The organism is Arthrobacter sp. 10N410 (genome assembly GCF_056394945.1).
The window spans coordinates 221,780-247,836 of the sequence record NZ_JBFTIP010000002.1 but is presented as its reverse complement, the minus strand read 5'-3'; the positions used below and the strand labels follow the sequence as shown (position 1 = coordinate 247,836).

At 67.6% G+C, this 26,057-nt stretch carries 24 protein-coding genes, 1 pseudogene and 1 riboswitch; of the genes and pseudogenes, 10 read left to right on the top strand and 15 right to left on the bottom strand.

The window, feature by feature from the left end; all coding sequences use genetic code 11:
• Window position 1: 1 nt before the first annotated feature.
• Complete coding sequence (locus AC1DB8_RS05655) at window positions 2-1,195, bottom strand: type II toxin-antitoxin system HipA family toxin (protein ID WP_476892435.1); 1,194 nt, start codon at window positions 1,193-1,195, stop codon at window positions 2-4.
• A complete protein-coding gene (locus AC1DB8_RS05650) occupies window positions 1,195-1,392 on the bottom strand; it encodes a helix-turn-helix transcriptional regulator (RefSeq protein WP_349627135.1) in 198 nt (65 codons plus the stop codon). Before AC1DB8_RS05650 ends, AC1DB8_RS05655 begins: the two co-directional genes overlap by 1 nt.
• Window positions 1,393-1,650: 258 nt before the next feature.
• Between AC1DB8_RS05650 and AC1DB8_RS05645 the strand changes: the two genes are divergently transcribed.
• Entirely contained in the window at window positions 1,651-2,208 is a 558-nt protein-coding gene (locus AC1DB8_RS05645; RefSeq protein ID WP_476892434.1) for a dihydrofolate reductase family protein, read from the top strand.
• Between the two features lie 95 nt (window positions 2,209-2,303).
• Here AC1DB8_RS05645 and AC1DB8_RS05640 read toward each other — a convergent pair whose 3' ends face one another.
• Window positions 2,304-3,065 (bottom strand): hypothetical protein, encoded by a 762-nt coding sequence (locus tag AC1DB8_RS05640; RefSeq protein ID WP_476892433.1) that lies wholly within the window; start codon window positions 3,063-3,065, stop codon window positions 2,304-2,306.
• Between the two features lie 4 nt (window positions 3,066-3,069).
• Window positions 3,070-3,235, bottom strand: a riboswitch (cyclic di-AMP (ydaO/yuaA leader).
• A gap of 201 nt (window positions 3,236-3,436) precedes the next feature.
• Here AC1DB8_RS05640 and AC1DB8_RS05635 point away from each other — a divergent pair.
• Window positions 3,437-3,691 (top strand): hypothetical protein, encoded by a 255-nt coding sequence (locus AC1DB8_RS05635; RefSeq protein WP_175320975.1) that lies wholly within the window; start codon window positions 3,437-3,439, stop codon window positions 3,689-3,691.
• 2 nt (window positions 3,692-3,693) lie between these two features.
• Here the strand turns inward: AC1DB8_RS05635 and AC1DB8_RS05630 are convergent, their stop codons facing one another.
• Window positions 3,694-4,305 (bottom strand): DNA alkylation repair protein, encoded by a 612-nt coding sequence (locus tag AC1DB8_RS05630; RefSeq protein WP_476892432.1) that lies wholly within the window; start codon window positions 4,303-4,305, stop codon window positions 3,694-3,696.
• Window positions 4,306-4,422: 117 nt separating this feature from the next.
• Window positions 4,423-7,722, bottom strand: a complete 3,300-nt coding sequence (locus AC1DB8_RS05625) for an Ig-like domain-containing protein (RefSeq protein ID WP_476892431.1) — start codon at window positions 7,720-7,722, stop codon at window positions 4,423-4,425.
• 656 nt (window positions 7,723-8,378) lie between these two features.
• Here AC1DB8_RS05625 and AC1DB8_RS05620 point away from each other — a divergent pair.
• Both AC1DB8_RS05620 and AC1DB8_RS05615 read left to right on the top strand, forming a co-directional pair.
• The gene (locus AC1DB8_RS05620; protein ID WP_476892430.1) at window positions 8,379-9,635 is read left to right on the top strand and encodes a hypothetical protein; all 1,257 of its coding nucleotides are present in this window, start codon (window positions 8,379-8,381) and stop codon (window positions 9,633-9,635) included.
• Between the two features lie 134 nt (window positions 9,636-9,769).
• Complete coding sequence (locus AC1DB8_RS05615; RefSeq protein ID WP_476892429.1) at window positions 9,770-11,194, top strand: MBL fold metallo-hydrolase; 1,425 nt, start codon at window positions 9,770-9,772, stop codon at window positions 11,192-11,194.
• A gap of 130 nt (window positions 11,195-11,324) precedes the next feature.
• On the opposite strand, the gene AC1DB8_RS05610 is transcribed toward AC1DB8_RS05615, so the two are convergent.
• The 4 genes from AC1DB8_RS05610 to AC1DB8_RS05595 all read right to left on the bottom strand — a co-directional run bounded on the left by AC1DB8_RS05610 (window position 11,325) and on the right by AC1DB8_RS05595 (window position 13,688).
• Window positions 11,325-11,732 carry a DUF7793 family protein gene (locus tag AC1DB8_RS05610; protein WP_476892428.1) on the bottom strand — a complete coding sequence of 136 codons (408 nt, stop codon included), beginning with the start codon at window positions 11,730-11,732 and terminating at the stop codon, window positions 11,325-11,327.
• 128 nt (window positions 11,733-11,860) lie between these two features.
• A complete protein-coding gene (locus AC1DB8_RS05605) occupies window positions 11,861-12,625 on the bottom strand; it encodes a sulfite exporter TauE/SafE family protein (protein WP_441417644.1) in 765 nt (254 codons plus the stop codon).
• The gene (locus tag AC1DB8_RS05600) at window positions 12,622-13,230 is read right to left on the bottom strand and encodes a rhodanese-like domain-containing protein (protein ID WP_441417643.1); all 609 of its coding nucleotides are present in this window, start codon (window positions 13,228-13,230) and stop codon (window positions 12,622-12,624) included. Before AC1DB8_RS05600 ends, AC1DB8_RS05605 begins: the two co-directional genes overlap by 4 nt.
• A gap of 155 nt (window positions 13,231-13,385) precedes the next feature.
• Complete coding sequence (locus AC1DB8_RS05595; RefSeq protein WP_441417642.1) at window positions 13,386-13,688, bottom strand: rhodanese-like domain-containing protein; 303 nt, start codon at window positions 13,686-13,688, stop codon at window positions 13,386-13,388.
• Window positions 13,689-13,980: 292 nt separating this feature from the next.
• Between AC1DB8_RS05595 and trxA the strand changes: the two genes are divergently transcribed.
• Together trxA and AC1DB8_RS05585 are read left to right on the top strand one after the other, a co-directional pair.
• Entirely contained in the window at window positions 13,981-14,346 is a 366-nt protein-coding gene (trxA, locus tag AC1DB8_RS05590) for a thioredoxin (protein ID WP_441417641.1), read from the top strand.
• Between the two features lie 285 nt (window positions 14,347-14,631).
• The gene (locus AC1DB8_RS05585) at window positions 14,632-15,663 is read left to right on the top strand and encodes a Gfo/Idh/MocA family protein (protein WP_476892427.1); all 1,032 of its coding nucleotides are present in this window, start codon (window positions 14,632-14,634) and stop codon (window positions 15,661-15,663) included.
• Between the two features lie 27 nt (window positions 15,664-15,690).
• Here the strand turns inward: AC1DB8_RS05585 and AC1DB8_RS05580 are convergent, their stop codons facing one another.
• Together AC1DB8_RS05580 and AC1DB8_RS05575 are read right to left on the bottom strand one after the other, a co-directional pair.
• The gene (locus AC1DB8_RS05580) at window positions 15,691-16,335 is read right to left on the bottom strand and encodes an FMN-binding negative transcriptional regulator (RefSeq protein ID WP_476892426.1); all 645 of its coding nucleotides are present in this window, start codon (window positions 16,333-16,335) and stop codon (window positions 15,691-15,693) included.
• Window positions 16,336-16,373: 38 nt separating this feature from the next.
• Entirely contained in the window at window positions 16,374-17,327 is a 954-nt protein-coding gene (locus AC1DB8_RS05575) for a DMT family transporter (RefSeq protein WP_476892425.1), read from the bottom strand.
• Between AC1DB8_RS05575 and AC1DB8_RS05570 the strand changes: the two genes are divergently transcribed.
• Window positions 17,326-18,738, top strand: a complete 1,413-nt coding sequence (locus AC1DB8_RS05570; RefSeq protein WP_476892424.1) for an aminotransferase-like domain-containing protein — start codon at window positions 17,326-17,328, stop codon at window positions 18,736-18,738. The genes AC1DB8_RS05575 and AC1DB8_RS05570 overlap by 2 nt on opposite strands.
• A gap of 52 nt (window positions 18,739-18,790) precedes the next feature.
• On the top strand, window positions 18,791-20,224 hold the full coding sequence (locus AC1DB8_RS05565; RefSeq protein ID WP_476892423.1) for an AAA family ATPase: 1,434 nt from the start codon (window positions 18,791-18,793) through the stop codon (window positions 20,222-20,224).
• Here the strand turns inward: AC1DB8_RS05565 and AC1DB8_RS05560 are convergent.
• The 3 genes and pseudogenes from AC1DB8_RS05560 to AC1DB8_RS05550 all read right to left on the bottom strand — a co-directional run.
• Window positions 20,210-20,878: a hypothetical protein gene (locus tag AC1DB8_RS05560; RefSeq protein ID WP_476892422.1), complete on the bottom strand. Its 669-nt coding sequence runs from the start codon at window positions 20,876-20,878 to the stop codon at window positions 20,210-20,212. The genes AC1DB8_RS05565 and AC1DB8_RS05560 overlap by 15 nt on opposite strands.
• Window positions 20,875-21,597 carry a dienelactone hydrolase family protein gene (locus tag AC1DB8_RS05555; RefSeq protein ID WP_476892421.1) on the bottom strand — a complete coding sequence of 241 codons (723 nt, stop codon included), beginning with the start codon at window positions 21,595-21,597 and terminating at the stop codon, window positions 20,875-20,877. The genes AC1DB8_RS05560 and AC1DB8_RS05555 overlap by 4 nt, the downstream gene beginning before the upstream one ends.
• 168 nt (window positions 21,598-21,765) lie before the next feature.
• A pseudogene (locus AC1DB8_RS05550) lies at window positions 21,766-22,012 on the bottom strand (LLM class flavin-dependent oxidoreductase); the annotation flags it as partial.
• Window positions 22,013-22,096: 84 nt separating this feature from the next.
• Here AC1DB8_RS05550 and AC1DB8_RS05545 point away from each other — a divergent pair.
• Complete coding sequence (locus AC1DB8_RS05545; RefSeq protein WP_476892420.1) at window positions 22,097-24,244, top strand: transglycosylase domain-containing protein; 2,148 nt, start codon at window positions 22,097-22,099, stop codon at window positions 24,242-24,244.
• A gap of 73 nt (window positions 24,245-24,317) precedes the next feature.
• Window positions 24,318-25,166: an SDR family oxidoreductase gene (locus AC1DB8_RS05540; RefSeq protein WP_476892419.1), complete on the top strand. Its 849-nt coding sequence runs from the start codon at window positions 24,318-24,320 to the stop codon at window positions 25,164-25,166.
• A gap of 30 nt (window positions 25,167-25,196) precedes the next feature.
• On the opposite strand, the gene AC1DB8_RS05535 is transcribed toward AC1DB8_RS05540, so the two are convergent.
• A complete protein-coding gene (locus AC1DB8_RS05535) occupies window positions 25,197-26,054 on the bottom strand; it encodes a 3-hydroxyacyl-CoA dehydrogenase (RefSeq protein ID WP_476892418.1) in 858 nt (285 codons plus the stop codon).
• Window positions 26,055-26,057: the final 3 nt, after the last annotated feature.

Here is a 26,057-nt window from a genome sequence, read left to right as displayed (position 1 = left end):
TTCAGGCGTTGATCTCCTGGCGCCTGAACCGCAATTCCCGCTGCGCTCCGCGCAGCGGGGAACCCGAGAACGGCAAGTCTTCGAGGCGGATGGCGTCCGCCGCCGCAAGCGCAGTGCGGTTGGCGCTCTCCGCGGCCCGGCGCGGCAACCCGAGTGTGTCCGCGAATTCCGCCCAGTGCCTGGCCTTGAGGTTCCGGGTCTTGCCGGCGACGGGGAGGGCCAGCGTCTCGTCCCCGTACAGCAGGGTGCAGGGAACGTCGTAGACGGGGGCCATCGCGAAACCGGCGGGACCGCCTAGGATGGCCAGGTTCTTGGCGTGAAGGTCGCCGTTTCCGGTCAGCCACGCGAAGAGGAACTGGAGGTACAGGTTGCGGCTGGCAACCACCGGCGCCTTGCACATCCGGGCCAGCGCGGCCGCAACATCCTCCGACGCCACGCCGTACTTGGACGCCGGCGGGAGGCCCAGCACCTGGGTGCCGTCTTCGAGCGGCAGCCGGTGCCATGCGCCGTCGGCCGTCTTGACCCGGTCAAACCTTTCGACGAGGAGTCCGGGCAGGCCGTTCCGGTCGGCAATGACGGAGCTTTTTGCGACGGCGATCTTCAGCGCCTTCGCACCTTTCAGGTGGGCGGCCTCGTTTTCCACCAGGTGCGGGTGTTCCGGCGGATCGAGTTTCAGCAGGTAGCGGTGTCCCCGCAGGGCCAGCGGAGTGGTCAGCATGGAGGCGCTGGTCTTGCGCTGTACCCCCGGGATGCCGTGCAGGTCCACGGTGTTGGCGAGGAAGGAGAAATCCAGTTCTTCGGGCCGTGAGGTATCGGCCAGGGCCGCCGGTTCCGCCGGGGGCTCTCCGGCCGGAACCACCTGCACGTCGCCGGGAACGTCCGCCCCGACGGCGAGCAGCAGGGTCAACTCGTCGTCGAAACTCGTTTTGGTGGCGTTCTTCAGCACGGTGAGCCGGTGGCCCTCGGGGAGGAGTCCGGCAAAGAAGGCGGGCAGCGCCCCGGCGGGGGCTTCCACTGCCACCTCGGACGGGGGCAGGGAGATGGCGACGGCGGGGTGGCCGCCTGCGAGGTAGTCGGGCCGGTAGGAGAACCGCACTCCCCCGGTGCCGGTCCGTGCGAGGTGGCCGGCCAGGCGGCCGTTCTTGTAGACGTCGGCCGCCCTGACGAACCTCAGGTCCTGGAGTTCGGCCGGCATCAGCCCACCGCGAGTTTCAGGCCGAGCACGTTCGCCACCGCCACCACAGCCTGCAGCGACGGGTTGCCGCTCCCGGTCTCGATGGCGCGGACGGTACGCTCCGAGGTGCCGGCCAGGTGCGCCAGGTCCTCCTGGGTCAGTCCGGCCTCCTTGCGGGTCCGGCGGATCCCCTCGGCAATCGCCGCCACGTCGCTCACTGGCACTCCCCTTCGCTGCGCGCACACCATGCCGCGGTCTGATGTCCCGGCTTCGCCATATCGGCATCATTTTGCCGATCCCTCAGCAGGACTCTCCTAATAGTGCCCGAATATTGCCCATTCGGCAACATACTGCCGAAATTCTTTTGTCGCGAGCCTACGGCACGAGCTTGGAGTCCAAAACGGCAGGATGTTGCCGCTCACCGGGGACGAGCGCCGCCTTCCCGCAACGCTTCGTCCGGGCGTAGGCTCTGGCCCATGCGAAAGATCATTCTGGCCCTCCAGGTCTCCCTCGACGGTTTTTTCGAGGGGCCGAACGGAGAGATTGACTGGCACATGGTGGACGAGGAGCTCCACAGCCACTTCAACGAGCAACTGGCCTCTATGGGCGCCTTCCTGGACGGCCGCGTGACCTACGAACTGATGGCCGACTTCTGGCCGACGGCGGACCAGGATCCGTCCAGTACACCGGCTATGGTCGAGTTCGCCAAAATTTGGCGGGACATGCCGAAGATTGTCTACTCCAGGACGCTGGAACGGGCCGACTGGAACACTACGGTGGTGCGCGACGTCGTCGCCGATGACGTGCTGGCACTGAAGGCGCAGCCCGGCGGCGACTTGGCACTGGGCGGGGCCGACCTCGCCGATACCTTCCGCCGGCTCGGGCTCATTGACGAGTACTGGATTTATGTCCACCCGGTGCTGATCGGGCGGGGGAATCCCTTGTTCAAGTCAGCAGACGACAGGACCGCGCTCACGCTCGCCGGCACCCGCGCGTTTGGCAACGGCGTCGTCCTGCTGCGGTACGCCGGCTGAGCTCACCGGCCGGCGTAAACGTGCACAAAAGCCGGTGGCCAGCTGCCGTTTAGCAGCCGACCACCGGCCCTGGAAAGAGGTTCTTACGCTTTTTGCTATGCGCTGGCGCGGACGAAGGTCACGCCACCCGTGGCGGTCAGCCAGGACAGCGGGTGCTTGATCGTCTGGTTGCTGCCGTTCATGCCACCGCTGATGGCCATGCCGTCACCGGCGTAGATGGCGACGTGGCCGGACTGGACGATCATGTCGCCGGGCTGCGGGGCACCCACAACCTTGCCGTAGCCCATGAACTGCTGGGGACCGAGGTCGCCCACGTGGATACCGGCCGCACCGAGGGCCTTCTCCACCATGGCGGTGCAGTCCTGGGTGATGCCGATCTGGCTGTAGGCGGCCGAAAGCATCGCGGCGTTGGCTCCGCCGGCTGCCGAGGCAGGTGCCACGGCCGCCTTCGCCTGAACGCTGACCTGCGGCGCTGCCGGCGCGAGCACCGGAGCGGGGGCAGGCGCGACAGCCGGAGCGGCGGCAACCGCAGGGGCGGTGACGGGCTTGGGCTGCTCGATCACGGGCGCCGGCGTGGTAGCGACTGCCGGGCGGGCGAAGCTGATCTGAACTGCGGAATCAGCGGTAACCGGCGCGGAGACCTTGCTGCCGACGTCAACCGACGAAGCCGGGCCGGTCTTGTTTTCGGCCGGGGCAACGGCTGCATTGGCTGCCATTCCGCTCGTGAGGACGAGGCCGGAGGCTGCGAAGATTACTGCGGCCTGACGACCGATGGTGCCTGATTTGCCCGAGAATGCTGAGGCCCGTCCGGCGGATGCGTCGGAACGATGGCGCGCAGAAGTAATGCTTGAAGTCATGTTTGTAGCCTCTCCCAATGCCTGCGAGGTGAGCTGTCGGATTCGGATGGGAGGCACCCGGCCGCGGGCCCGTCAATGCGGGCGCTGTGCGGCTTCACCCCAAGACCTGCTAAAACTGCAGGTCAAAAGTGGTTTCCCCGTCTCTGCCAGAAAGGTTGCATTCGGATCCCAGGCCGCGGCAGAGTTAGGCAATCGGCTCGGGAGCGCCCGTATCGGAAACAAACAGGCACCCATCTACGGTAACGGGCCCGGGCGGGAATGTCACATTCAGATAACGGATCCGTGTCCTGGCGCGGAAGAAAGCCTAGGACGCTGCTACCTGCCAGCCATAGGATGAGGGCACCCAGCATTCCCCGAGCGGAGGCCCCGTTATGAACAGCCACTGTGTCGCAATTTGCCAGCTCAGCGATCAGCCGCAGGAGGATTTCGACGTCAACACAGAGCTGCTGGTTCTCGAGGGAAAGGAAATCCACGTAGCCACGTGGGACGCGGAACCGCGCGACGGCGGCTTCGATATCCACGTCCTGAATGACCGCGTGGACGCGCTCGGTTTTATGGTGGTGACCGACTGGCAGTTCCTCGACGGAAAGGCGTATGCCGTCGTGGAGCGCCGGCCCGGCAAGTAGCGCTACTTCGCCATCCCGGAGGTGACGGCAGCGATCGCCTCCCTCACCAGACCGGCGTCGTCCGGGGTGCCCGACTCCGCCAGCCCGGCCTGGCGCCGGTAACGGTCCCAGTCCCCTCCCCCGGCCCGTAGCTCGCGGAGCGGCGCCATCAGGGCCGCCCGCCGCAGCCAATCGTCCGGGTCCTGCAGCCAGCGGCCCAGCACGGTTTCCGCGCGGGAACGGTTTTGGCCGTCCAGTCCCGCAATCAGCGGCCCGACGACGTCGGTCGCCAGCGGATCGGCCAGCTCGCGCAGGCGCGCAGTCCGCAGGAAACCCTCGATCCGGGTCAGGTCCGAATTGTCCAGCAGGGCCAGGCTGGACTGCAGCAGGACGATGGCGGCAAGGCGGCGTTCGAAGACGGGCACCTCCCACAACTCCGAGCTGAGGGCGGTGACATCGTCGCGGCCTAGTGACCGGTACCGGCGCAGCGCGTCGCGGACAGTGCCGCGGACGGCGCCAACCGAGGAGCCATAGCTCCCCAGGGCCGGGCCGTATCGCGCCTGCGCTTCCTCGGCCCGCTGCCACGAGCTCTCACGCAGCAGCGCCGCGTCAATGAAGTCACCGGCCTCGCTCATGGATCCATTCTGTCGTGCGGGGGCCGGCTTGGCCTAAGCAGCTGCGTCCTCCCGCGGGAAACCGTCGGCGAGCGCAGTGTCCTACGCGGACCGCTGGGGCCCGGGGGCCCGCACGCGCTAGCCGGTCACCAGTCTGGTTGAGCTATTCCAGGTCAACCGCCCGTGCTGGAAGTCCGAAGCCCGGCCCACGGACACTGCGTACTCGTCCCGGGTCGGATATCCCAGACGTCCCCTTTCCCTGCCGAGGGCCGTCCACTTGGCACGGATCGCACCGAGGACGTAGTGCGACCCGGTCTTCGCCGACCAGTAGATCGATGCACCGCCCGAGCCTGTGAAGTGGCTGTAACGCCCCACGCCATCGGGGGTGCGCGTCTCGTCTGACGTCGGATAGCCCAGCAGCCCCCGTTCCCTGCCCAGGGCCGACCACTTGGCACGGACCGCGCCCGTGATGAAGTGCGCCCCGGTGCTTGGCGTCCAGTAGATCGATGAACCCCCCGAACCTGTGAAGTGGCTGTAACGTCCCACGCCATCAGGGGTGCGCGCCTCGTCCGACGTCGGATAGCCCAGCAGTCCCCGTTCCCTGCCCAGGGCCGACCACTTGGCACGGACCGCGCCCGTGATGAGGTGCGCCCCGGTGCTTGGCGTCCAGTAAATGGATGCCCCGCCGGAGCCGGCGAAGTGTTCATACCGCCCGATCGTGTCCGGGGTTGTCAGCTGGTCGGTGGTGGGGAACCCCAGGACACCGGCAGCGCCGCCCGCGGCCTTGTAGCGGGCATAGATCGCGCCTGCGACCCAATGGGCCCCGGTGGACGGGGACCAGCAGATCACGCCCTTGGTGTAGTCCTGGCATTTCCCTGCCCCCACCGGGTACTCCAAGGTCAGCGACCTGCCGAGGACAGACCGCGGGTCACCGGCATTGGTCTGGTACGCCTTCAGGCCGATGGGATCGTCGACGCCCATTCCGGTGAGCATTACTTTCTGTGCTCCTTGGCCGTCGTCCGCGGTCAGCAGATAGTAGGTGTCGGCGGTTCCGGCCTGACCGACCACCGTCGGCTTGAACGTCACGCTCTGATGTGCGGACTCTCCAGGCGGGATCACCAGGCCTTCCGAGATTGGAACGGTGGTGGAGAATACACCCTCCGGCGCCTTGGCCTTGGTGATCGTCAGGGGGATGTTGCCAGTGTTAGTAATGGTGAAATCCCGGGTGGCCGCAGCGCCGGCAGGCACATCACCAAAGTCCAGGGATGCCGGCAGCTGCAGATGCGCTACGCCCGACACGGCGGTCGCCGTCACCGGTACCGTGAGTGATCCTCGGTCGCTCGTGATGAGGAGCTGATCAGCCACCGGGGTTGCCGTCGTCGGACTGAAGGTGACGGACACCGGAACGGAAGTAAGGGGTTGAATCTTCTGTCCCACGGCCGGCAGCGTGGCCGGGTCGACCGCAAGCTGGGCGTTGCCCGGCAAGGTGACGCCGGTGATCGTGGCGACGCTCGTGCCGGTGTTGACCACGTTTACGGTCTGGCGACTGCTGGTCTGGGTCGGCACGTCGGTGAATACCAGGGTGGGCGGCGTTGCCCCCAGTCCGTCCTTGGTGCCGACGCCGTGAACCCCCAGAAGGTCCGTCTCGCCGTCGGAGGTTTTGACGGTCAACGTCCCGTCGACCTGTCCGGCTACGGTCGGCGAGAAGGTGACCGGGACCGTCATGGTTCCGCCTTTGGCAAGCGTCCGGGGCAGTGTGAGGGCCTCGATCCCGAACGGCGCAGGTGCTGCGACGGAACTGACCGTAACAGCCCTGCTGGCGGTGATGATCAGGTTCCCTTTCACGGAGGTGCCTACCGCGGCGGTTCCCAGGTCCGTGTTTGTCGCCCCAACCGCTGAGGTCGTCGGGGCACCGAAGCCGATCACGTGCCCGTCCCGGGTTCCCACGTAGACGCGCCCGTTGTCAGTGGCAACCGTGGAAAACTTGGCGGCGGTGCCCAGCGGGGCCGCGAAAACCTGCTGAAGCTTACCGGTGCTGTCCGGCATTGCGCGGTAGGCACGGAGTTCCGCGCCGGTACCGGTGGGTCCCGTTACGTACACGGCCCAGACCAGGGCGGTGGAGGCGTTTGTACCGTTGGAGGTCACCGTGGGCGCCCCGGAGGTGTACCCGAAGGTGCCAATGGACGTACCGACGGAGGCCAGCTGGATGCCGCCGGTACTGCTGGCCAACAGCTTGTGCGCACGAAGGTAGCCCTTGTTCTCCACGGTGTAGATGTACCCGCCGTTTGTGGTCCCGAGGAACGCGGGCCTGCCCCAGACGCCACTGTACGGCCCGGCGCCGTCGAGGACGGCGTCCGTTCCGCCGCTCCCCTGCCCCATACCGCCCAGGTTGTCCCGGTCCAGCAGGTAGACCCGGCCGTCCTTGCCGACCTGGACCATCAGGCGAGGGTGGGCCGTGGTGCCGTAGCCGGTGGGGATGGCGATCGGGGCACCGGAACCCAGGTCGGCATCGTTCTGATCCAACTTGGCGTTGTTGGCCGGGCTGAAGAAGTCCGTGGCCTTGAGGTTTCCGTCGGCTCCGACGCTGACCCGAACGACTGACTCTGCGAGGGTCGCCGGAGGGGTCTTGCCCGGTCCCGGCTTAGGGGAAATCCCGTTCCCGGTGGAAAACAGGATCTGGCCGGTGCCGTCGGAGACCAGGCCGCCGCCGGATTGCCAGATTCCGCCCTCCGCACTGCTGTTGCCGGACTCGGTGGCCCACATCGTGGTCTGCCGGCCTGCGGTGGACACCCCGACGACGTAGCCGACAAACGGTGCCCAGTCGCAGTGGCTGGCGAAACCGGCGTAGACCACGCCATCCAGCAGGAGAAGCCCGGGCCGCTGCATCGCAGTCATCGCGTTGAACGGCCGTGTCGGGTCGTTAGTGGGCGCGCCGTTGATGAGCACCGGGAACCCTGGCCTCTCGGCCCCCGTGACCCTGTCCAGCGAATGCATGTACCAGTGCGGGAGCTGCGGCGTCGCTCCGTCGTTCGTCTTCGCCATCAGGAAGACGCTGTTGGTCGCGGCGTCGAAGACCGGAGTGGACGTGACTCCGATGTTGGGGGTGAGGTCACCGCAGCTTACGGTCGCTGCCGGCCAGGCCGGACCGAGGTTGCGCTGCCACTTCACCGCTCCGGTGCCGCCATCCAGGCCGTAGACGTTGTTGTTCTCCGTCGCGGCTATGACGGTGCCGCCCACCACGAGCGGCTGGGCGTACACCTGGCCGTCCACGGCGGTGGAAAAAAGCTTGCCGAAATTTGATGACGCGACCGACGTCGGCGAAAGCGCAGTCTCGTTGCTGTCCCACCCTGTCCGTAGCAAATCGTGCGCGATCGTGCCGACGTCGGCAGAGGCCGGACCGCTGACGGATAGCCCGGCCAGGGCGAGCGATGACGCCACGAAGATCGCCCACGCGCGTCGGGTCCGCGACCGTCGCCGGGAGGGAGCCTGGGACCATCCGGCAGCCCGCTTCCGCTTGAAATGGGATGCCCCGGCCGCGCCCCCACAGCGACCAGGAAAATGTCCGGACAAAGCACGAAGTGCCGCTTGTTCACGCATGGCTGAGACCCGTTTCTGAACATTCAATTGACTAACTCCACCCAGTACTCCGGAGCCTAGAAGCGCCGAAAGAGCAGCGCGCGAGTGGCGCCTACCCGTCTTCTGGAAGGGGCTTCTTGCTTTCCGGCCGGTCCTACTTGGTTGGTTGTTAGGGACACTTGGTCGCCTACTTGCTTCCGGTCATCCGCCGGACTTGGTCCCCGGCATTGAGTAACCTCCGGCGCGGCCCGGGGGCATAAATCCTCTGGTGCCCCCGGCCCCTGCGCCGGATCATGGGCTCAGCACATCTTTCGACGGCAGGGAGTCCAGTCGTGTGTCCAGGTGCTGCAACAACACGGAACACCAGCGGTCCCCGCTCGCGGACCCAGCGCTGGCTCCTGGCCTGCGCTGCCGCTGTTCTGGCGGTGACCGGCTGCACGCCGGGCTCACCCTCACCGCCCGCGGGCAGCGGATCGTCTCCCGCAACCGGGACTCTCCCGTCGGCGACGGCGGAGAAGGTGCTTTCCGATGAGGAACTGATGGTCCTCGTGGACAGGGCGATCAACAGCGGCCAGGAAGGCACCGGGCGGGTCTCCAGAAGCTCGGACCTGCGCACCCGCCTGCAGGGACGACCGGAGCCCGCCGATAAGCCGGCCGTCGAGCCCGGCGAGTGCAGCGTGTTCCGGCCGCACAGTTCGCCGACCAGCGGAGCGGACCTGGCAATGCACTTCGCCGCGGGCGTCCTGACGCTGACCGGCGTGTGGTCACGCGAGTCCCTGGCGTTTGTCTTTGCCCGAAGCGCACCGCGCAGCGACGTGCTCGCTGCGGATTTCGCCTACACCGACGACCTGGCCCAAAGGTGTTCAACGTTCCGGCAGACGGTGGGGAATGATCCAACGTCCACGGTCAGGCTGCTTAGGACGCCGGCCGTGGGCGAGAAGGCCTACGCCACGGTTTTGAGCACACCGGCAACCGCCGGCACTCCCCCGGGCGGCGCCACCGTTGCACTGCAGGTACTCAAGGGAACCCTGACGATCGGGCTGAGCCGGCAGGCACCCACCGCCAGGTCCGACGCGGAACTCAGGACCGCCCTCGAGCCGCTGGTCCGGCTGGCCCAAAAACTGGTCGGGCAGACCGACTCCGGCACGGCACCGTCAGCCGCACCGCCGCCTGGTCCGCCCGCTACCCCACAGCCCCCCGAACAACGGACGCCGCAGCAACTGGCCCGGCTGCTGCAGGGCGTTACCGGCCCCACTGGAAGGCCGGCCCAGGTGCTGGAGGGACGCTACACCCGGAGCGGCCCTGCCACGGCGCCGGCCGTTTCCGGATGCATTTACGACGACGCCGCCTATCTTGCCTCGTTCTCCGGGGCGGCCACCGTGGTGGCTGAGATCGCCGGTGGGCCGCAGGTGCTGGACCAGATCAGCCTGCGGCTCGTCAGCTTGCCGCCCCCGCCGGCCGGGCCGTCCCCTTTTGACAGCCGGGCAGCCGACCTCAGCCGCTGCAGTTCGATCCGGGAGAGCCTGCCGGGCGGCGGCTCGCGCACCTGGACCGCCATCAAACACCCGATCGTCAACACCGGCGGCGAAGCGGGCTACGCCGTGGTTTATGTGCTTCCCGACGGGACCGGAGTCCGGCACATCCAGGTGGGTGCCCGGAAGGGCAGGCTGTGCGTGGAAACGGAAACGAAAGCCCTGTCCGACGCCGGCGTCCTCCAGGCCGCGCGCGGGCTCGCGGCGACCATCAACAAGGTGCTGGCCAGGATCGGCAACTGAAGCCTCCGGGCGACGTCGGCGGCACCGCAGGACCGGTCCGGCGCCGCTTGCGTGATACCCCCGGGGGTATTACTGTTGAATGTAGAGGAGGAAGGAATCCCTTCCCCGTCCACCTCAAGAAGGAGTTCTCCCGAATGCTTATCGAGCGCATCTACGACGAAGACCTTGCCCAGGCGAGCTATTTCATCGGCTGCCAGGCCAAGGGCGAGGCCCTTGTGGTTGATCCCCGGCGTGATATCGCCGTGTACCGGGACCTCGCTGCCGCGAACGGCATGAAGATCGTGGCCGTTACCGAGACGCACATCCACGCGGACTTCCTCTCCGGCACCCGGGAACTGGCCGCCGCGACCGGCGCCACCGCCTATGTCTCGGGCGAGGGCGGCGCGGACTGGCAGTACGGTTTTGAGGCCGAGCGGCTCAACGACAACGATGAGATCGTGCTGGGCAACGTCACGGTCAAGGCCCTCCACACCCCCGGGCACACCCCGGAGCACCTGTCCTTTTTGATCACCGACGGCGCATTCGCAGACAAGCCGGGCTACCTGCTCTCGGGTGACTTCGTGTTCTCCGGCGACCTGGGCCGGCCGGACCTGCTGGATGAGGCCGCCGGCGGCGTCGACACCCGCTTCGCAGGCGCCAAGCAGCTGTTCGCCAGCCTGCGGGACAAGTTCCTGACCCTGCCGGACCACGTCCAGGTCCACCCGGGCCACGGCGCCGGCAGCGCCTGCGGCAAGGCCCTGGGCGCGATCCCGTCCTCGACCGTCGGCTACGAACGGCTCTACGCCTGGTGGGGCCCCTACCTGGCCGCAAACGACGAGCAGGGCTTCATTGATGAACTCCTCGACGGCCAGCCGGACGCGCACGCCTACTTCGCCCGGATGAAACGCGAAAACCGTGAAGGCCCCGCCGTCATGGGCGAACGCGCCCCGCTCCCCGAGCTGGGCACCGCCGATGTCGCCCGCGACCTCGCCGCGGACAAGGTCATTTTCGTTGACACCCGCCCGAACAACGAGGTCCACGAAGGCACCGTCACCGGCTCCGTCAACGTCCCGGCCGGTAAGTCCACCGCCAGCTTCGGCGCCTGGGTCGTAAACCCGGAAACCGACACCAACCCGCTGGTCCTCCTCGCTTCCAGCCAGGCGGACGCGCAGGAAATGTGGGACCACCTCGTCCGGGTCGGCATCGACAAAGTCGCCGGCTACGTCACCAGCCTCGAGGGCCTGCCGGTCAGCGTCCCGAAGCTGATCCAGCCCGAGGAACTCGACGGCTTTGACGCCGCCATGGTCCTGGACGTTCGCAACCGCACCGAACATGCAGCCGGCCACATCCCCGGCTCCTACCAGCTCAGCGGCGGCCGCGTGATGTGGCACCTGGATGAACTCCCCACCGAAGGCACCATCGTGTCCTACTGCCAGAGCGGCGTCCGGAACTCCGTCGCGGCCAGCGCGCTGCGCCGCGCCGGCTACGACGTCGTCGAACTCGACGGCAGCTACGCCGCGTGGAACGCAATGGAACAGGCCGCCCGCCGGCAGGCACCGGAAACCGTTCCGGCCAGCTAAGCAGGACAACCAGTAAGGCAACACAGTGACAGCGTGGCGGCGGCCCGGGTAACCCGGGTCGCCGCCACAGCTGTGTCCGCGACCAGTTCCAATCCCTGTCGTCAGGCGGCGACGGGAGCCGGCACCGGGGCTACGCCTTGTGCAGGCCCGTTCCCTCCCCCGCGGCGAGCTCCGGAAGCTGGAGGCCCTCCAGCCACTCCAGCGCCTCCGTGCGTGAGGTGAAATACGCGTGCGGGCAAAAGCTGTGGCGGCCGAGTGCCGCCGCAACGACGGTGTCCACCACGCTGGAACCCAGCAGGGCCACCGCGGTCACTGCCTTGGCACGTTCGTAGGTATGTCTTGCCGTCGAGCGCATCGTTACACCGGATATATCCACGAGTAAGGGCAACTCCCGGCCGCCGCCAAGGGCCCGCATCGCTTCAATCGAAGCGGCCGCGTCCCGGGCGTCGACAAGCGTCCCCGGCGCCCAAACCAGGTGAAAATGAGGCCCGCAGATTCCGAGCCGTCCTTTCCCGCCTGCGATCAAGATCTCTTCCATTCATCCCCCTAAGCACCAAAGGTACCCTCCACCAACCGACTTGAGCAGAACCCGGGCAACGAAAAAGCGCCGGAGGACATGTCCTCCGGCGCTTTACCGCCGTGCTGTTTTCCCTCGGGCTGTCCGGCTTAGGAGAGCAGTGCCTGCACGCTCACGTAGGCCGCGACCAGCAGGACCAGGACGCCGAAACCGCGTTTGAGCACCCTGTCCGGAATCCTGGTTCCGAGCCGGCCCGCGATCAGGGAGGCAACCATTGCTGCCCCCGCGAACGCTGCCGTCACGGCCCAGTCGATCTGCAGGTCACCGAGGTGCGCCGCGAAGCCGGCAATCGAGTTGATCACAATAATGACCAGCGAGGTACCGACGGTCACCGCCATCGGCAGGCCCAGGACCAGGGTCAGGGCCGGGACGATCAGGAAGCCGCCGCCGACGCCGAGCAGCCCGGTGAGGAAACCCACGACGGCACCCGTCGCGATGGCCTTGGGCAGGCAGCTGCGCCAGTTCACGCCGCCGCTAGGCAGGGCGCAGGAGCCGCCGGAGGCCTTGGCCGGAAGCATCATCCGGATGCCGGCGAACACCATGATGGCGGCGAAAGCCAGCAGCAGCACCTTCGGGTCGAGCAACCGGTTCACGTAAGCGCCCAGGTAGGCAGTTGCCGTGCCGGCCGCACCGATAATGAGGGCCAGCCGCCAGTTCACACCACCCCACAGGCGGGGCAGCACCGCGACGGCGGAGGACGCGCCGACAACGACCAGCGACGTCGGGATCGCCGCAGCCAGCGGAAGCCCCACGCCGTAGACGAGGGCGGGGACGGCGAGAATGGACCCGCCGCCTCCAACCAGGCCCAGCAGGCCGCCGACGACCAGCCCGAACGCCGCCGCGGTGAGGATCATGCCTTGGAGCCCAGGTTCTGCAGCGCCTGGTGGGCGGTGGGCTCGTTGGCGGAACGGTTCCACGGCATCTTGGAGAGCATCTGGCCCATGGCGCAGCTGTTCGTCGCCGCGGAGAAGGTCAGGCCGGCGCCGATGCCGCCGGCAAGCAGGCCGAGCTTCGGCGAGAGCAGCTTGCTGCCCACGATGCTGGCCAGGACCAGGGAGCCGGCCGTCATGCGGACCTGGCGTTCCAAGGCCCAGGTGTTGCGGCCCTTCACCACGTTGCCGCCGGCGGCAGCATAGGCAGGAACGCCGCCGGCCAGCACGCTCGCGCTGCCCAGGCCGACTGCGTCCAGGTGCTTGCGGGCCTGCTCGGCCCGATTCCCGGACTGGCATACGAGGACAACGCGGGTGCCCATTTTGGCGGCGAATTCCTCGGTGTGTTCGCTCAGCATGGGGAGCGGGACATGGTACGAGCCCTTGATGTGCATCGAATCAAACTCGGCACCGCTGCGTACGTCGATCACCATCAGGTCATCGTGGTTGTCCTCCCAGGCCTTGAGCGTGGCGGCGTCAATGGACTGGGGTGCGGACTCGGCCGTAGTGGTCTTGTTTGAGGTAGTCATAGTCTCTTTCGGTCTAGCTTGGGTGGTTCTGGCGGCACCCCTGCGGATGCGGGCCGCCGTCCACCGGCCTGAAGCCCGTTAGGGCGCAGTCAGGACAGGTGGAGGCCCGGGCGGCGCATGGGGGGAGGCGCCGCCCGGGCAGTCTAGGGGGAGTGTCAGCCGGCGGGCAGCCCGGCGTCGGACCAGTCGAGCATCCCGCCGGTCATCGTGTAGGCGGTGAAGCCGGCGGCGGCAAGCTGGTCGGCGGCTGCGGCGCTGCGGCGGCCGCTGCGGCAGACGGCGACGACGGGACGGGTCTTGTCCAGTTCCCCCAAGCGGGCCGGCAGCTGCGCCAGCGGGATGTGGCGGGCGCCGGCAATCATGCCGGAAGCAATCTCCTCGGATTCGCGAACGTCCACGACCTGGGCGTCGCTGCCGCTCTTGAGCTGTTCGTTGAGTTGCTGGGCGGTAATGTCCATTGATGTGCACCTTTCGGGAGGCGTTCGGCAGGGGCATGTGGCCGATCCAGCCACTCACAAATATACCCCCAGGGGTATTGAGGTTCAAAATCTGCCGCTGTTCGCCCGGAGTCGCCGGGGGCGCCGCGCAAGCCCCGGGGCGTCAGGCCAGGCGCAGGAAGAGGGCACGGATTTCGTCGAGAGTTAGCCTCTGCACCTCGGCGCCTGGGGGTATTTGATCAAGACCCCGCGCCATCCACCTCCCCCGTGGCGCACGCTTGCTCCGATACCCCCGGGGGTATATATTTGGAGTATGGCAACCATCGACATTTCTGAAAAGACCTTCAACGACACCATTTCCGGCAACGACATCGTCCTGGTGGACTTCTGGGCAGCCTGGTGCGGTCCGTGCCGCATGTTTGCCCCCACATTCCGCAAAGCTTCCGAAGCCCACCCCGACGTCGTCTTCGCGAAGGTGGACACGGAGGCTGAGCCGGGGCTCTCCGCGGCAGCACGCATCACCTCGATCCCCACCCTGATGGCCTTCCGAGAGGGTATCCTCGTCTTCTCGCAGCCCGGCGCCATGAACGCCAGCGGGCTCGACGGACTCATCACCGCCGTCAAGGGGCTGGACATGGAAGAAATCCGGGCCAAGATGGCCGCCGCGCCCGCGTCCTAACCGCCAGCAATACCAAACCAACGCAGCACCCAACCAGCAGCACCCACTTAAGGAGAAAACAATGTGCAGTCCCGTCCGTTGCAATAGCTGTGGAAAGATCACCTGGGCCGGCTGCGGCGAGCATGTCGACTCCGTCATGGCCGAGGTGCCCACCGAACAGCGCTGCACCTGCAAGTGACTCGTCCCCGGCCGGCTCCGGTGCTGGGCTAGCATGCTCAGACGGCGTCGTTGCGATCCGTACGCAGCGACGCCGACCTGACCGCCAGCCCAAGGAGAACCGAAGCCATGTCAGACACCGCTGCGACGCGCGCCCCCAAAAGCTCCGACTCCCCCGGTGGCGTCCGCTGGGGAATCCTCGGCACCGGATTAATCGCCGGGCTGCAGACTTCGGACCTGGTGGAACACGGCTTCAACGTCCAGGCGGTGGGCTCCCGGAACCTCGCGACGGCCCGCGAGTTCGCCGGCAGGTTCCGGCTGCCCGCGGCCCATGGCAGCTACGAAGCGCTGGTGAACGACCCCGAGGTGGACGTCGTCTATATCTCCTCGCCGCACCCGTTCCATTACGAGAACGCACTGCTGGCCCTCAACGCCGGCAAGCATGTGCTGGTGGAGAAGCCGTTCGCCATGAACGAGTGGCAGGCGCAGGAAATCGTGGACCTCGCCGCATCGAAGGGGCTGGTGGCCCTCGAGGCGATGTGGACGCGCTACCTCCCGCACATGGTCCGGGTGCGGGAACTGATCCGCTCGGGTGCCCTGGGGGAGGTCCGGACCGTCATTGCGGACCACAACCAGAACCTGCCCAAGGATCCGGCGCACCGGCTCAACGACCCCGCCCTGGGCGGCGGAGCCCTCCTTGACCTGGGGATCTACCCGGTCTCCTTCGCCTTCGACGTGTTCGGCGAGCCAGCCCGGATCCAGGCAGCCGCCAGCATGACGGCCACCGGCGTCGACCGCCAGACCGCGATGATCTTCGAATACGCGGACGGACAGCAGGCTGTGCTGCACTGCGCACTGGACACCGCTGGGCCCAACCGGGCCGCGGTGATCGGCACCGAAGGCAGCATCGAGATGGACCCGGTCTGGTACACGCCCACCGGTTTCACCCGGTACGACGACGGCGGCAACGTCGTTGAGCGCTTTGACCAGCCGGTCACCGGCCGCGGCATGCAGTACCAGGCGTGGGAAGTCGAGCGGCTCATTGCCGACGGCGCGGTGTCCAACGACGTGCTGTCACCCAGCGAGACGGTCCAGGTCATGGCCGCGCTGGACACTGTCCGAAGCCAGATCGGGCTCAGCTACGCCAGCGACGAACGGTAGGGGCGCGGCAGTTCGGACCCAGCCGGCCTACCCTCCCAGGTCCGGGCGCCGCTCCCGGCGTGCGCGTTCGACGTCGCGGGCACTGGCTGCGTGCCCGCACCCCGCGAGTCCGGCCACGACGCCGTCGACGTCTTGATCGGAGCGGTTTTGGCTGAGCTTGGTCTTCGCCTCGATCCTGCCGATCAGCAGTTCGACGCCGACAATGGCGCGCAGTTGGCCGGCAATGTACCGCTCCGGCGCATCGTCGACGGACCAGGGCCGGGCTGAACCGGCTTCGTTGAGGTCGGTGAGCCGCCTGACGTGGCCGGCGAGCCAGGCCGGATCATCGTGGATGACCAGGGTGCCGTAGACGTGGGCCGTGGAGTAGTTCCAGGTCGGGACCACGCGCCCGTGTTCGGCCTTTGATGCATACCAGCCCGGTGAAATATAGCCGTCGGCGCCCTGCATGATGACCAGGGCCTCGCCGAGAGCCGGCTCGGACCACTGCGGGTTATTCCGGGCCAGATGGCCGTGCAGGGCCCCGTGCTCGCCGATTGAGGGATCGTAAACCAAGGGCAGCAAGGTTGCGAGCATGCCGTGCGCGGTCGTCGTGACCAGGTTGGCGGCCGCCGGGGTGGTGAGCAGGTCACGGACGGCGCCGGGGCCGGCCGCGAAGTGCGCTGGGATGTACATGGGATTGTCCTTTGCCGTTGGGTGGGGTGCCGGAAGAGTCAGGGCCGCGGTGGCGGCGGTGTTGGCCTCAGCCGGACGCGGACGGCGATGCCCGCGCAGGCGATTACCGCGGCCCCGCCGACCAGGGTGGTCGGCGTCAAGGTTTCGCCAAGGAGCAGCGCGGCCCAGGCGATGCTCAGCACCGGCTGGATCAGCTGGATCTGGCTGACTTGGGTCATGGGGCCGATGGCGAGGCCGCGGTACCAGGCGAAGAACCCCAGGAACATGCTGACGACGCCGAGGTAGGCGAAGGCGGCCCACTGCGCCGGAGTACCCGACGGGGGCTGCTGGATCATCGTCCACGCGGCCAGAAACAGCATCAACGGCGCGGCGAGCACGAGAGCCCACGAGACGGTCTGCCACGCACCGAGCTCCCGGGCGAGCAGGCCCCCTTCGGCGTAGCCAACCGCCGCGGCCGCGACGGCGCCCAGCAGCAGCAGGTCCGACCAGTGCAGTTGCCCAAAGCCCCCGGGCTGCGCGAAGGCGAAGCCAAGGGCCGCCGCGGCGCCGGCAGCCGTAGCGAACCAGAAAGCCGCGCGCGGACGTTCGTGGCCGCGGAGGACGACGGCGGTGGCGGTAGCGGCCGGGAGCAGGGCGATAACGACTGCGCCGTGGCTGGCGGGCACACTGGTCAGCGCGAACGAGGTGAGCAGCGGGAAGCCGACGACGATCCCGCCGCCAACCACCGCGAGACGGGCCCACTGAAGGCCCAGCGGAAACCGCTGACGGGTCAGGACCAGGGCGGTGGCAGCCAGGGCCGCGGCAACGACCGCCCGGCCGGAGCCGATGAACAAGGGCGACAGTCCCGCCACGGCCACCCGGGTGAAGGGAACGGTGAAGGAGAACGCCGCAACTCCGAGCAGTCCCCACCCGAGGCCGCCGCCGGAACGGCCGGACCGAGGAGTCGGTATCACTGGGCGAAAAAGTACAGTAGCGCTACTATTGTCTCTCATGAACCACGATAGCAGTTCACGGATTGTGACGCAGCTCAAAGAGTGGATCGCACGTGCCGCCCCCGGAGCCCGGCTGCCGTCCACGCGGTCGCTGGTGGCCGAACACCGGGCCAGTCCCGTCACGGTGCAGAAGGCGCTGCAGGTCCTCGCCGCCCAGGGGCTCATCGAGAGCCGGCCCGGCGTCGGGACCTTCGTCCGGGAGATCCGGACGGCGCGCCCCTCCGACTACGGCTGGCAGACCGCGGCGCTGCGGACGCCGCACGCGCCGCTTCGTTCAGCATCCACCGCGATGCGCAGCGCGGCGAACGATGTCATCGCCCTGCACTCCGGCTACCCGGCCCGCGAACTGCTGCCCGAACGGCTGGTCCGGGCAGCCCTGACCAGGGCGGCCAGGGGCGACGCGGCACTGTCCCGCGCACCGGCAGCGGGGCTCCCGGAGTTGCAGTCCTGGTTCGCGCACGAACTGGGTGCCTCGATGCAGGCCGGCGTCACCCCGCCGGCTGCGAGCGACGTTGTCGTACTGCCCGGAACCCAAAGCGGACTCAGCTCGATCTTCAGGTCGCTGGTGGGCAGCGCGCAGCCGCTGCTCATGGAATCCCCAAGCTACTGGGGCGCGATTCTCGCTGCCGCCCAGGCCGGCGTGCGCGTCGTTCCCGTTCCGAGCGGACCCGACGGCCCGGAGCCGGACGGGTTGGACCGCGCGTTTCAGGAGACCGGCGCCCGCCTGTTCTACGCACAGGCCAACTACGCCAACCCCACCGGGGCGCAGTGGACGGGCCGGCGCGGCGAAGAGGTCCTGGAGGTCGTGCGCCGGCACGGAGCGTTCCTGGTGGAGGATGACTGGGCCCACGACTTCGGCATCACATCGGCCCCCTCCCCCGTCGCCGCGCGTGACGATTCCGGCCACGTCGTATACCTGCGGTCCCTGACGAAGAGTGTCTCGCCTGCCATGCGGGTGGGGGCCGTGATCGCGCGCGGCCCGGCTCGGGACCGCATCCTCGCGGACCGCGGGGCCGAGTCGATGTACGTCAGCGGCGTCCTCCAGTCCGCTGCCCTCGACGTCGTCACCCAGCCGGCCTGGCAGACGCACCTGCGCAGCGTCCGCCACCAGCTCCAGTCACGCCGCGACCTGCTGGTCACGAGCCTTCGCGAGCATGCCCCGCAGGCCCATCTGACGCTGGTCCCCAAGGGCGGGCTGAACCTCTGGGCCCGCCTGCCTGACGGGACCGACGTCGACCGGCTCAGCGCCGACTGCGAGCGCGCCGGGGTGCTGATCGCCGCCGGCACGGAATGGTTCCCTGCCGAACCCGCGGGTCCCTTCATCCGGCTCAACTACGCCGGGCCGAACCCGGGTGACTTCCCGGAGGGCGCCCGGGTCCTGGGCCAGGCGATCGAGCGGAACGGGCAGTAGCGGATGGTGCGGCAGCGGACGCTACGCTGGCGGCCGCTGGTAGGGTCTGCGCATGGATGAAAATTTGGGGAAGTTCATCGACGATTTTGCGCAGCTTGTGCAACTTGCGCAGTCCGGCCAGCACCGGACGCCGGCGGGACCACAGTTGCTGTCGACGCTTACCGAACATTTGGGCGCGCCGGCCGGGTCGGTTTCTGTCGTGGTGGAGGAGATTCCGCCGCACCGGTTCGTCGACGCAGACATCCAAATGGCCGAGCTGGCGCGCGAGGATCCGAAGTCCCGGCTGGTCGGCATCGGTGGCGGCGACCAGCGACACCATCATTCCTTGAGCGACATGCTGCAGCAGGCGCAGGTCTTTCCCCAATTCCCGCTCTCCCAGCCGGACTACGCCAACCTCGCGGTGGGCCCTGACGAGCAGCGGCAGGCCGTGGCGCTGGGGCTCTGGCTGTTCAGTCACGGCGGACATCCGATCGTGGTGCTGCAACGGGATGCCAACCCCCGGTACGGTCGGCAAACGGCGTCCCTGGAAGTCCTGGCCGGCGCTACCGATACTGCCGCAAGCTTCCTCGCGGAGTTCCGACGTCGGATGCAGCGCCACAGCATCTTGAAGGGACAGGTCATCTCCCTTGTCATGGGCGAGTACGGACCCAGCGCGGCAGGCGTGACCTTCCACGCCCGGCCGGATCTGGCCGCGTCCGAGGTCATCCTGCCGGACGGTCTGCTGCAGAAAGTGTCTGACCATGCCCTCGGCATCGCCGAGCACCGGGACACCCTCAACCAGTACGGGCAGCACCTGAAGCGGGGCATCCTGCTCTACGGGCGGCCGGGCACCGGAAAGACCCACACGGTGCGGTATCTGCTGAGCCGGAGCCAAGGTGCCACTGCCATCCTGTTGTCCGGCGGATCGCTTGCCCGGATTTCCGAGGCGGCCTCCATGGCCAGGGCGCTGCAGCCCTCCATCGTGGTGCTCGAGGACTGTGACCTCATTGCCGAGGACCGCAGCTTCGGACATGGACCCCAGCCGCTGCTATTCGAGGTGCTCGACGCGATGGATGGCCTGGCCAGCGACGCCGACGTGGCGTTCGTCCTCACCACCAACCGGGTGGACATGCTGGAACGCGCCCTCGCGCAACGCCCCGGGCGGGTGGATCTGGCCGTGGAGATTCCCCTGCCCGCGCAGCCCGAGCGCGTGGCGTTGCTCAAGCTGTATTCACGCGGGATCCCCTTCAGTGTTGCCGCCCTTGATGAGGCGGCTGCCCGCACCGAAGGAACCACGGCCTCCTTTGCCCGCGAACTGATCCGCCGTGCCGTCGTGGCGGCCGCCCTGGCCGGCGTCCCGGTCGCGGACGGCCACCTTCAGACTTCCGTGGGCCAGCTGATGGCCGACGGCGAGGCGCTCACCCGCAGTTTGCTGGGCAGCGGGGTCGGAGAGGGCGCTGGTGGTGGCCCTGCCGGAGGCGAATTCCGGGGTTCAGCTGCTTTCTGACTCAACGAGACGTTTCAGATTTGAGAACTGGCGGGTCTGCATGACCCAGTGCGAGGGCTCCAACACCAAGATACTCAGCGCGGGTTGAAGCCATTGGGGCCGGAACGACCAATAGCCGCTGACCACCAGCCTGGTGCGGCCGCCTGCCGCGTCCTTCAGCTCGAACCCCCACAGCGAGTCGGTGAAGTGACGGGGCCGCTCTCCCGCTGGGTCGAACGGACGCCCGCGCAAATCGATCGACATGCGCAGACCCAGAAACTTCTCGGGTTCCAGCGCCGCGACCTCCCACCACTGGCTGCCGTCCGGCGTGGCCGCCAGCCGGTCCCCAACGGCGACATCCTGCCACTCAGGATGGATTGTCCCGGCACTGCGGCGCCCGAAGTTATCCAGGCGGTCCCAGCTGTACCAGCCGCCCTGCCTGGTTCCCATCTGCACCAGCCAGGGCCACACGCGCGAACGGGGCGCGTCAACGGTCACGGCCATCGTGGCGCTTCGGGTCCCGTCCGGGATAAGCCCGGCACCCGGGTAGGGTCCGTGAACTTCACCGTCGGTCGCACCGGCGCGTAGCAGGCGCGGGCGCACAACCATCAGATAAGCGGCGGTGAGAAACGCGGCAACTCCGCCGGCCATTCCCCCCATCCGGTGCGAGGTCATCGTGGCACCCCCTCAGGTTTCAGATGCGTCCGGAAGAACGCCAGGATCCGCCGTCGGGCGTCTTCGGCCGAGGGCTCGTGGTAACCGGCGGCCACCAGTTTCGCCAGCAACTTGTCGCCGAACGTCAGGTCTGACGGGCCATGCCGGTTGAGGAAGCCGTGGCCCGCGCCGGGATAGACCTTGATGTCGTGGTCTATCCCCGCGTCAGCCAGCAGCGGTTCCAGCCGGGCGGGCACCCGGCGCACCCCCGGCCAGCGGTCTCTTGCTCCGTAGCTCGCCACGATTGGGCAGGCCCGCGGCATGGCCCGGGCCGTGGCGTCGTCGAGTCCGCCGTAGTTCACGCTGGCCGCGGCAAAGTCGTGATCCGGTGCGAGCATGAGGGCGAAGCCACCACCCATGCAGAAGCCGATCACCCCGACGCGGCCTGTGCAGTCGCCGCGTGCCACCAGCCAGGCGCGGGTGAGGTCCAGGTCGCCGAGGGGCCGCCAGCCGCGGATAAGTGACCAGAGGCAGGCTGCCCTGGTGTCCCAGTAGAACAGGTCCGGTGCCACTGCGAGGAACCCCTCGCGGGCCAGCCAGTCGGCCTGCCCCCGGGTGTCTCGACTCAGGCCCAGCGCGTCATGGATAACCACGACGCCGGGCCAGGGACCTTCGCCGGACGGCGTGGCCACGTAGGCCGGCATTTCGCCGCGGGAAGTGCCAATGATTACCTCGGCCATGGGGCCTCCCGGACGACTGGAACAATCAGGACCTGATTACCGGCCTACCAGCGACACGCCCCTCGCGGGAAGAGTCATTGGCCACCGACCGGGGCGCCGGCACACGGGAGAGCTCCTGCACGAGGGCTCGGGTTCGCCGGCGTAGCTGCGCCCGAAGCGGTCAAGTCCGCCGTCGAGGTACCCCATCTGGTCCCGGGCATCCGCCTGGGCCCGGGAGTCCTCCTCGGCCATATAGAGCGGGTTCTCGTAGCGCATGTCAATCACGCCGGTGCCGAGTTCGATGCGCGAGGTGCGGCGGCGATTGCGGCGAGCAGCGGAAACGGCGAGGCCTGCTGTTCCGCAAAAAATGGTGAACTCTCACAGGGACTCGGGCTCCCGGAAGCGGACGGGTGTCGCGCCTCACGGATGCCGGCAGCGGGAAGGCCTTCCGGCACTGGTCCTTCGGGGGCGGCCCGGCCTAATCTGGGCACAGATTTTGAGCGTGATAGCTGGACAGAAAATGGCGCAGAAAAAGCGATTCGGAGCTCGGCTGGCCGCGGCCTTTAGGAGGGTCCTCGGGTTCTTGATAGTGAGCGCGTTCTGCGGTGTTCTGGCCGCCAGCCTGGTGGTCCCCGGTGTGGCGGCGGCCGGCGTCGCCGTCAGCAGATCAATCACGTTCTTCAATAACCTTCCCTCCGAGCTGGCCGTGACTGCGCCGTCGCAGTCAACCAAAGTACTGAGCGCGGACGGGAAACCGATTGCCACCTTTTTCGCGGAGAACCGTGTGAAGGTGAGGCTGGACCAGATGTCCCCGTACATCAAGGATGCGATTGTCGCCATCGAGGACAGCCGCTTCTACGAACACGGCGGCGTCGACCCGCAGGGCATTCTCCGGGCGCTCACCTCCAACCTGACCGGCGGCGCGAGGCAGGGAGCATCGACGCTCACCCAGCAGTACGTCACGAACGTAATCAACGAGTCCCTGCTGTCGGCGGACCGGAGCGATCAGGTCATCCTCAGCGGGCAGAAAAACATCGGCGACAAGGTACGCGAGATGAAGCTCGCCATCGAGCTGGAAAAGAAGTACACCAAGGCACAGATCCTGGAGGGCTATCTCAATATCGTGTTCTTCAGCCGCGACGCATACGGCATTGAGGCCGCAGCCAGGCATTTCTTCAGCACCACCGCCAAGGCTCTCACCCTGCCCCAGGCTGCCCTGCTGGCCGGCCTGGTCAACAGTCCCAGCTTCTACGACCCCGCCGTCCATCCGGAAAACTCCATCAAGCGGCGCAACCAGGTCCTGGACAAGATGCTCAGCGAGGAAAAAATTACCCAGGCTGCCCATGACGCCGCCGTCGCCAGCGGTGTCAGGCTGAAAATCGCCGCCGCAAAGCAGGGCTGCTCCGCGGCGGACATGGCCCCGTACTTCTGCGACTATGTCTCCCACCTGATCCTCAACAACCCGGCCTACGGCGCCGACACCACGGAACGCGAAAGGAGGCTGTACCGCGGCGGCCTGACCATCACCACCACGCTGGACAGCAGGCTGCAGGCGGCCGCCCAGGTGCAGGTCGACGCCACAGCCGGGGCCAACCCGGACAAATGGGGCGCGTCCCTGGTCTCTATCCAGCCGGGCACCGGCAAGATCCTCGCCATGGCGCAAAACACCGTGTTTCTGCCCGCCCCCGGAAAGTTCGACACCCAGCTGAACTTCAACGTCGATTCCAAGGACGCCAACGGCAAGGACCTGAACGGCGCCGGCGGATTCCAGCCCGGGTCCACAATGAAACCGTTCACTTTCGCGGAGTGGCTCAATGAAGGCAAATCCATGCTCACCAAGGTGGATGCTTCCCGGCGGGTCTATCCGCTGGACTTCCCCTGGAAGTCCAGCTGTGGCAAGGTCCTCGGCGCCTACAACACAGCGCAGAGGGCCCTCGGTGCCGCCGACGACTTGAAGAACAATGATGAGGGTTACTACCGCAAGATGCCCGTCAATTACGGGCTCTACAACTCCATCAACACGGCAACCTTCGCCGAGGCCGCCCAGCTGGACTTCTGCGGCATCCAGAAAATGGTGGACACGGTGGGCCTCCACAGCGGCGTGGACAACGCCCGGGTGAACATGCACCAGCTGGGCAACTTGCTCGGGGCCATCGGCGTGGCGCCGCTCCATCTGGCGAATGCCTTTGCCACCTTCGCCGCCGATGGCAAGTACTGCGCCCCCATCGCGATCACCGCGGTGACCGATGCCGCCGGACGGGAGCTTCCGGCCCAGGCCAGCGACTGCCGGAGCGCGGTCAGGCCCGAGGTGGCCCGCGGCGTGAATGCCGTGCTGCAGGACGTGCTGAAACGGGGGTCGGGAATCTACATTGAACCCAAGGTCCAGGCCCGAGTTCCGGTGGCTGCCAAGACCGGCACCTCCAACAACAATGGCGCGACTTGGGTGGTCGGCTACACCACCGGCCTCGCCACCGCATCGTTCTTCGGCGACACCCTGGCGGCCCAGAAACGGCCAGGCCAGAACGTCACCATCAACGGCAAGTTCTACCGGAACATTGACGGTTACATGCTCGCCGGCCCGCAGTGGGCCAACTACATGCAGCAGGTGGCCCCGCTCTACCCCGCCGCACCCTTCCCGCCGCCGCCCAAGTCGATGACCAAGCCCTGAGCCTCGCTCCGCCCCGGTACCGAGTCCGATGACAACTCTTGCTCTCCACGGCCGCTGCGCGTATGAGAGAAGCATGAGTTCGCAACGGGACGTCCTCCACGGACGCGTGGCGGTCGTGACCGGCTCGACACGCGGTTTGGGTTTTGCCATGGCGCGGCTGCTGGGGCACCAGGGGGCGACCGTGGTGCTGGCGTCAAGATCCGACGCCGACGTCGCCGCCGCCGTGGAGCGGCTGAGAACGGAAGGGATCGCGGCGTCCGGACGTCGCTGCGACACCGGGGAGCTCGCCGACGTGGAGGCCCTTCGCGACGAGGCGCTAAGCCGCGGGACGCTCGACATCTGGGTCAACAACGCCGGAGTCTCCGGCGTCTTCGGGCCCACGGCGTCCACACCGGTCGACGACTTCACGCGGGTGGTGCGCACAAACATCCTCGGCACGTTCCACGGATCGAGAGTCGCGTTGCCCGTGTTCCTCGGCCAGGGCCGCGGCGACCTCGTCAACGTCTACGGCCAAGGCGACCGGGGGCCCGTCGCGCTGCAGAATGCCTACGCGTCAAGCAAGCGCTGGGTCCGGCAGTTCACCGAGACGTTGCGGCTGGAGACCCGAGGCACCGGCGTCCGGGTGCATGGCATGAACCCGGGGCTGGTGGTGACGGACCTGCTGGGGCACATCACGTCCCAGCCGGGGTACGACCATCGGCTGGGCGCGTTGCAGGTCGTCGTCGGATTGTGGGGGCAGACCCCCGACGACGCCGCGCGCCCCCTCCTGGATCTCGTAACGTCGGACGCGGCCGAGTTCCGGTATCTGACGAAGACCACCATGGTGACCCGTGGAGTGCGCAACGTGCTGGCCGGACGGCTCCGCCGGGCCAACCGGATGCCCCTGAGCGTCACGGTCCTGGACACGAACGGCCGGGGCTGACACCCGGGACGCACGTGGCGCCGGCATGGCTCAGTACCGGTAAAAGCCCTCGCCCGTCGCGACACCGAGCTTGCCCATGTCGATGTAATTGTCCTTCAGATGCTTAGCGAATGCCTGAGACCCGGCGTCCGGCGAGGAGGCGGCGATGTTGTACGCGGTGCCCAGGCCGACGACGTCGAAAATCTGGAACGGTCCGCTCGGCGCCCCGGTGGCAATGCGCCAGGTCTTGTCGATTGTCTCCGGGCTGGCGATGCCCTGCAGCAGCAGGCCGGCGGCCGCGTTCAGCAACGGAACCAGCAGCGAGTTCAGCACGTAGCCGGCCTTCTCCTTCTTGATCTCGATCGGCTCCAGGCCGCTGTTCCGCGCGAACTCGACGACGGCGTCGAACACTTCCGGGTCGGTGTCAGCGGTGCCCATCACCTCGGCGATGTTTTGCGCCCAAATGTTGTTGGCGTAATGGATGGCGAGGAAGCGGTCGGGGCGGCCGGTGGACTCCTTGAGGTCGCTGGGCAGCAGGGTTGAGGAGTTGGTGGCGAAGATGGTCCTGGCGGGGGCCAGCTCCGCGAGTTTGCGGTACACGTCCCGCTTGAGCTCGAGCAGTTCGGGTACGGCCTCGATCACGAGGTCCGCCTCGGAGACGGCGTCCCCGAGGTCGGCGGTGAGGCGGAGGTTGCCGAGAGCCGCCTCGGCCTTGCCCTCCCCGGCGCCGGCAATGTTCGCCGCCCGGTAGATGCCGGCGAGCTGCGCGAAGCGGGAGCGGGCCTTGTCGAGGGCCTCATCGTCGAGGTCGTAGGCGGTGACGGCGAACCCGTGGAACGCGGCCTGGTAGGCGATTTGGGAGCCGAGTACTCCGGTGCCAAGCACGGTGAGGGTCTTGATTTCTGCCATTTG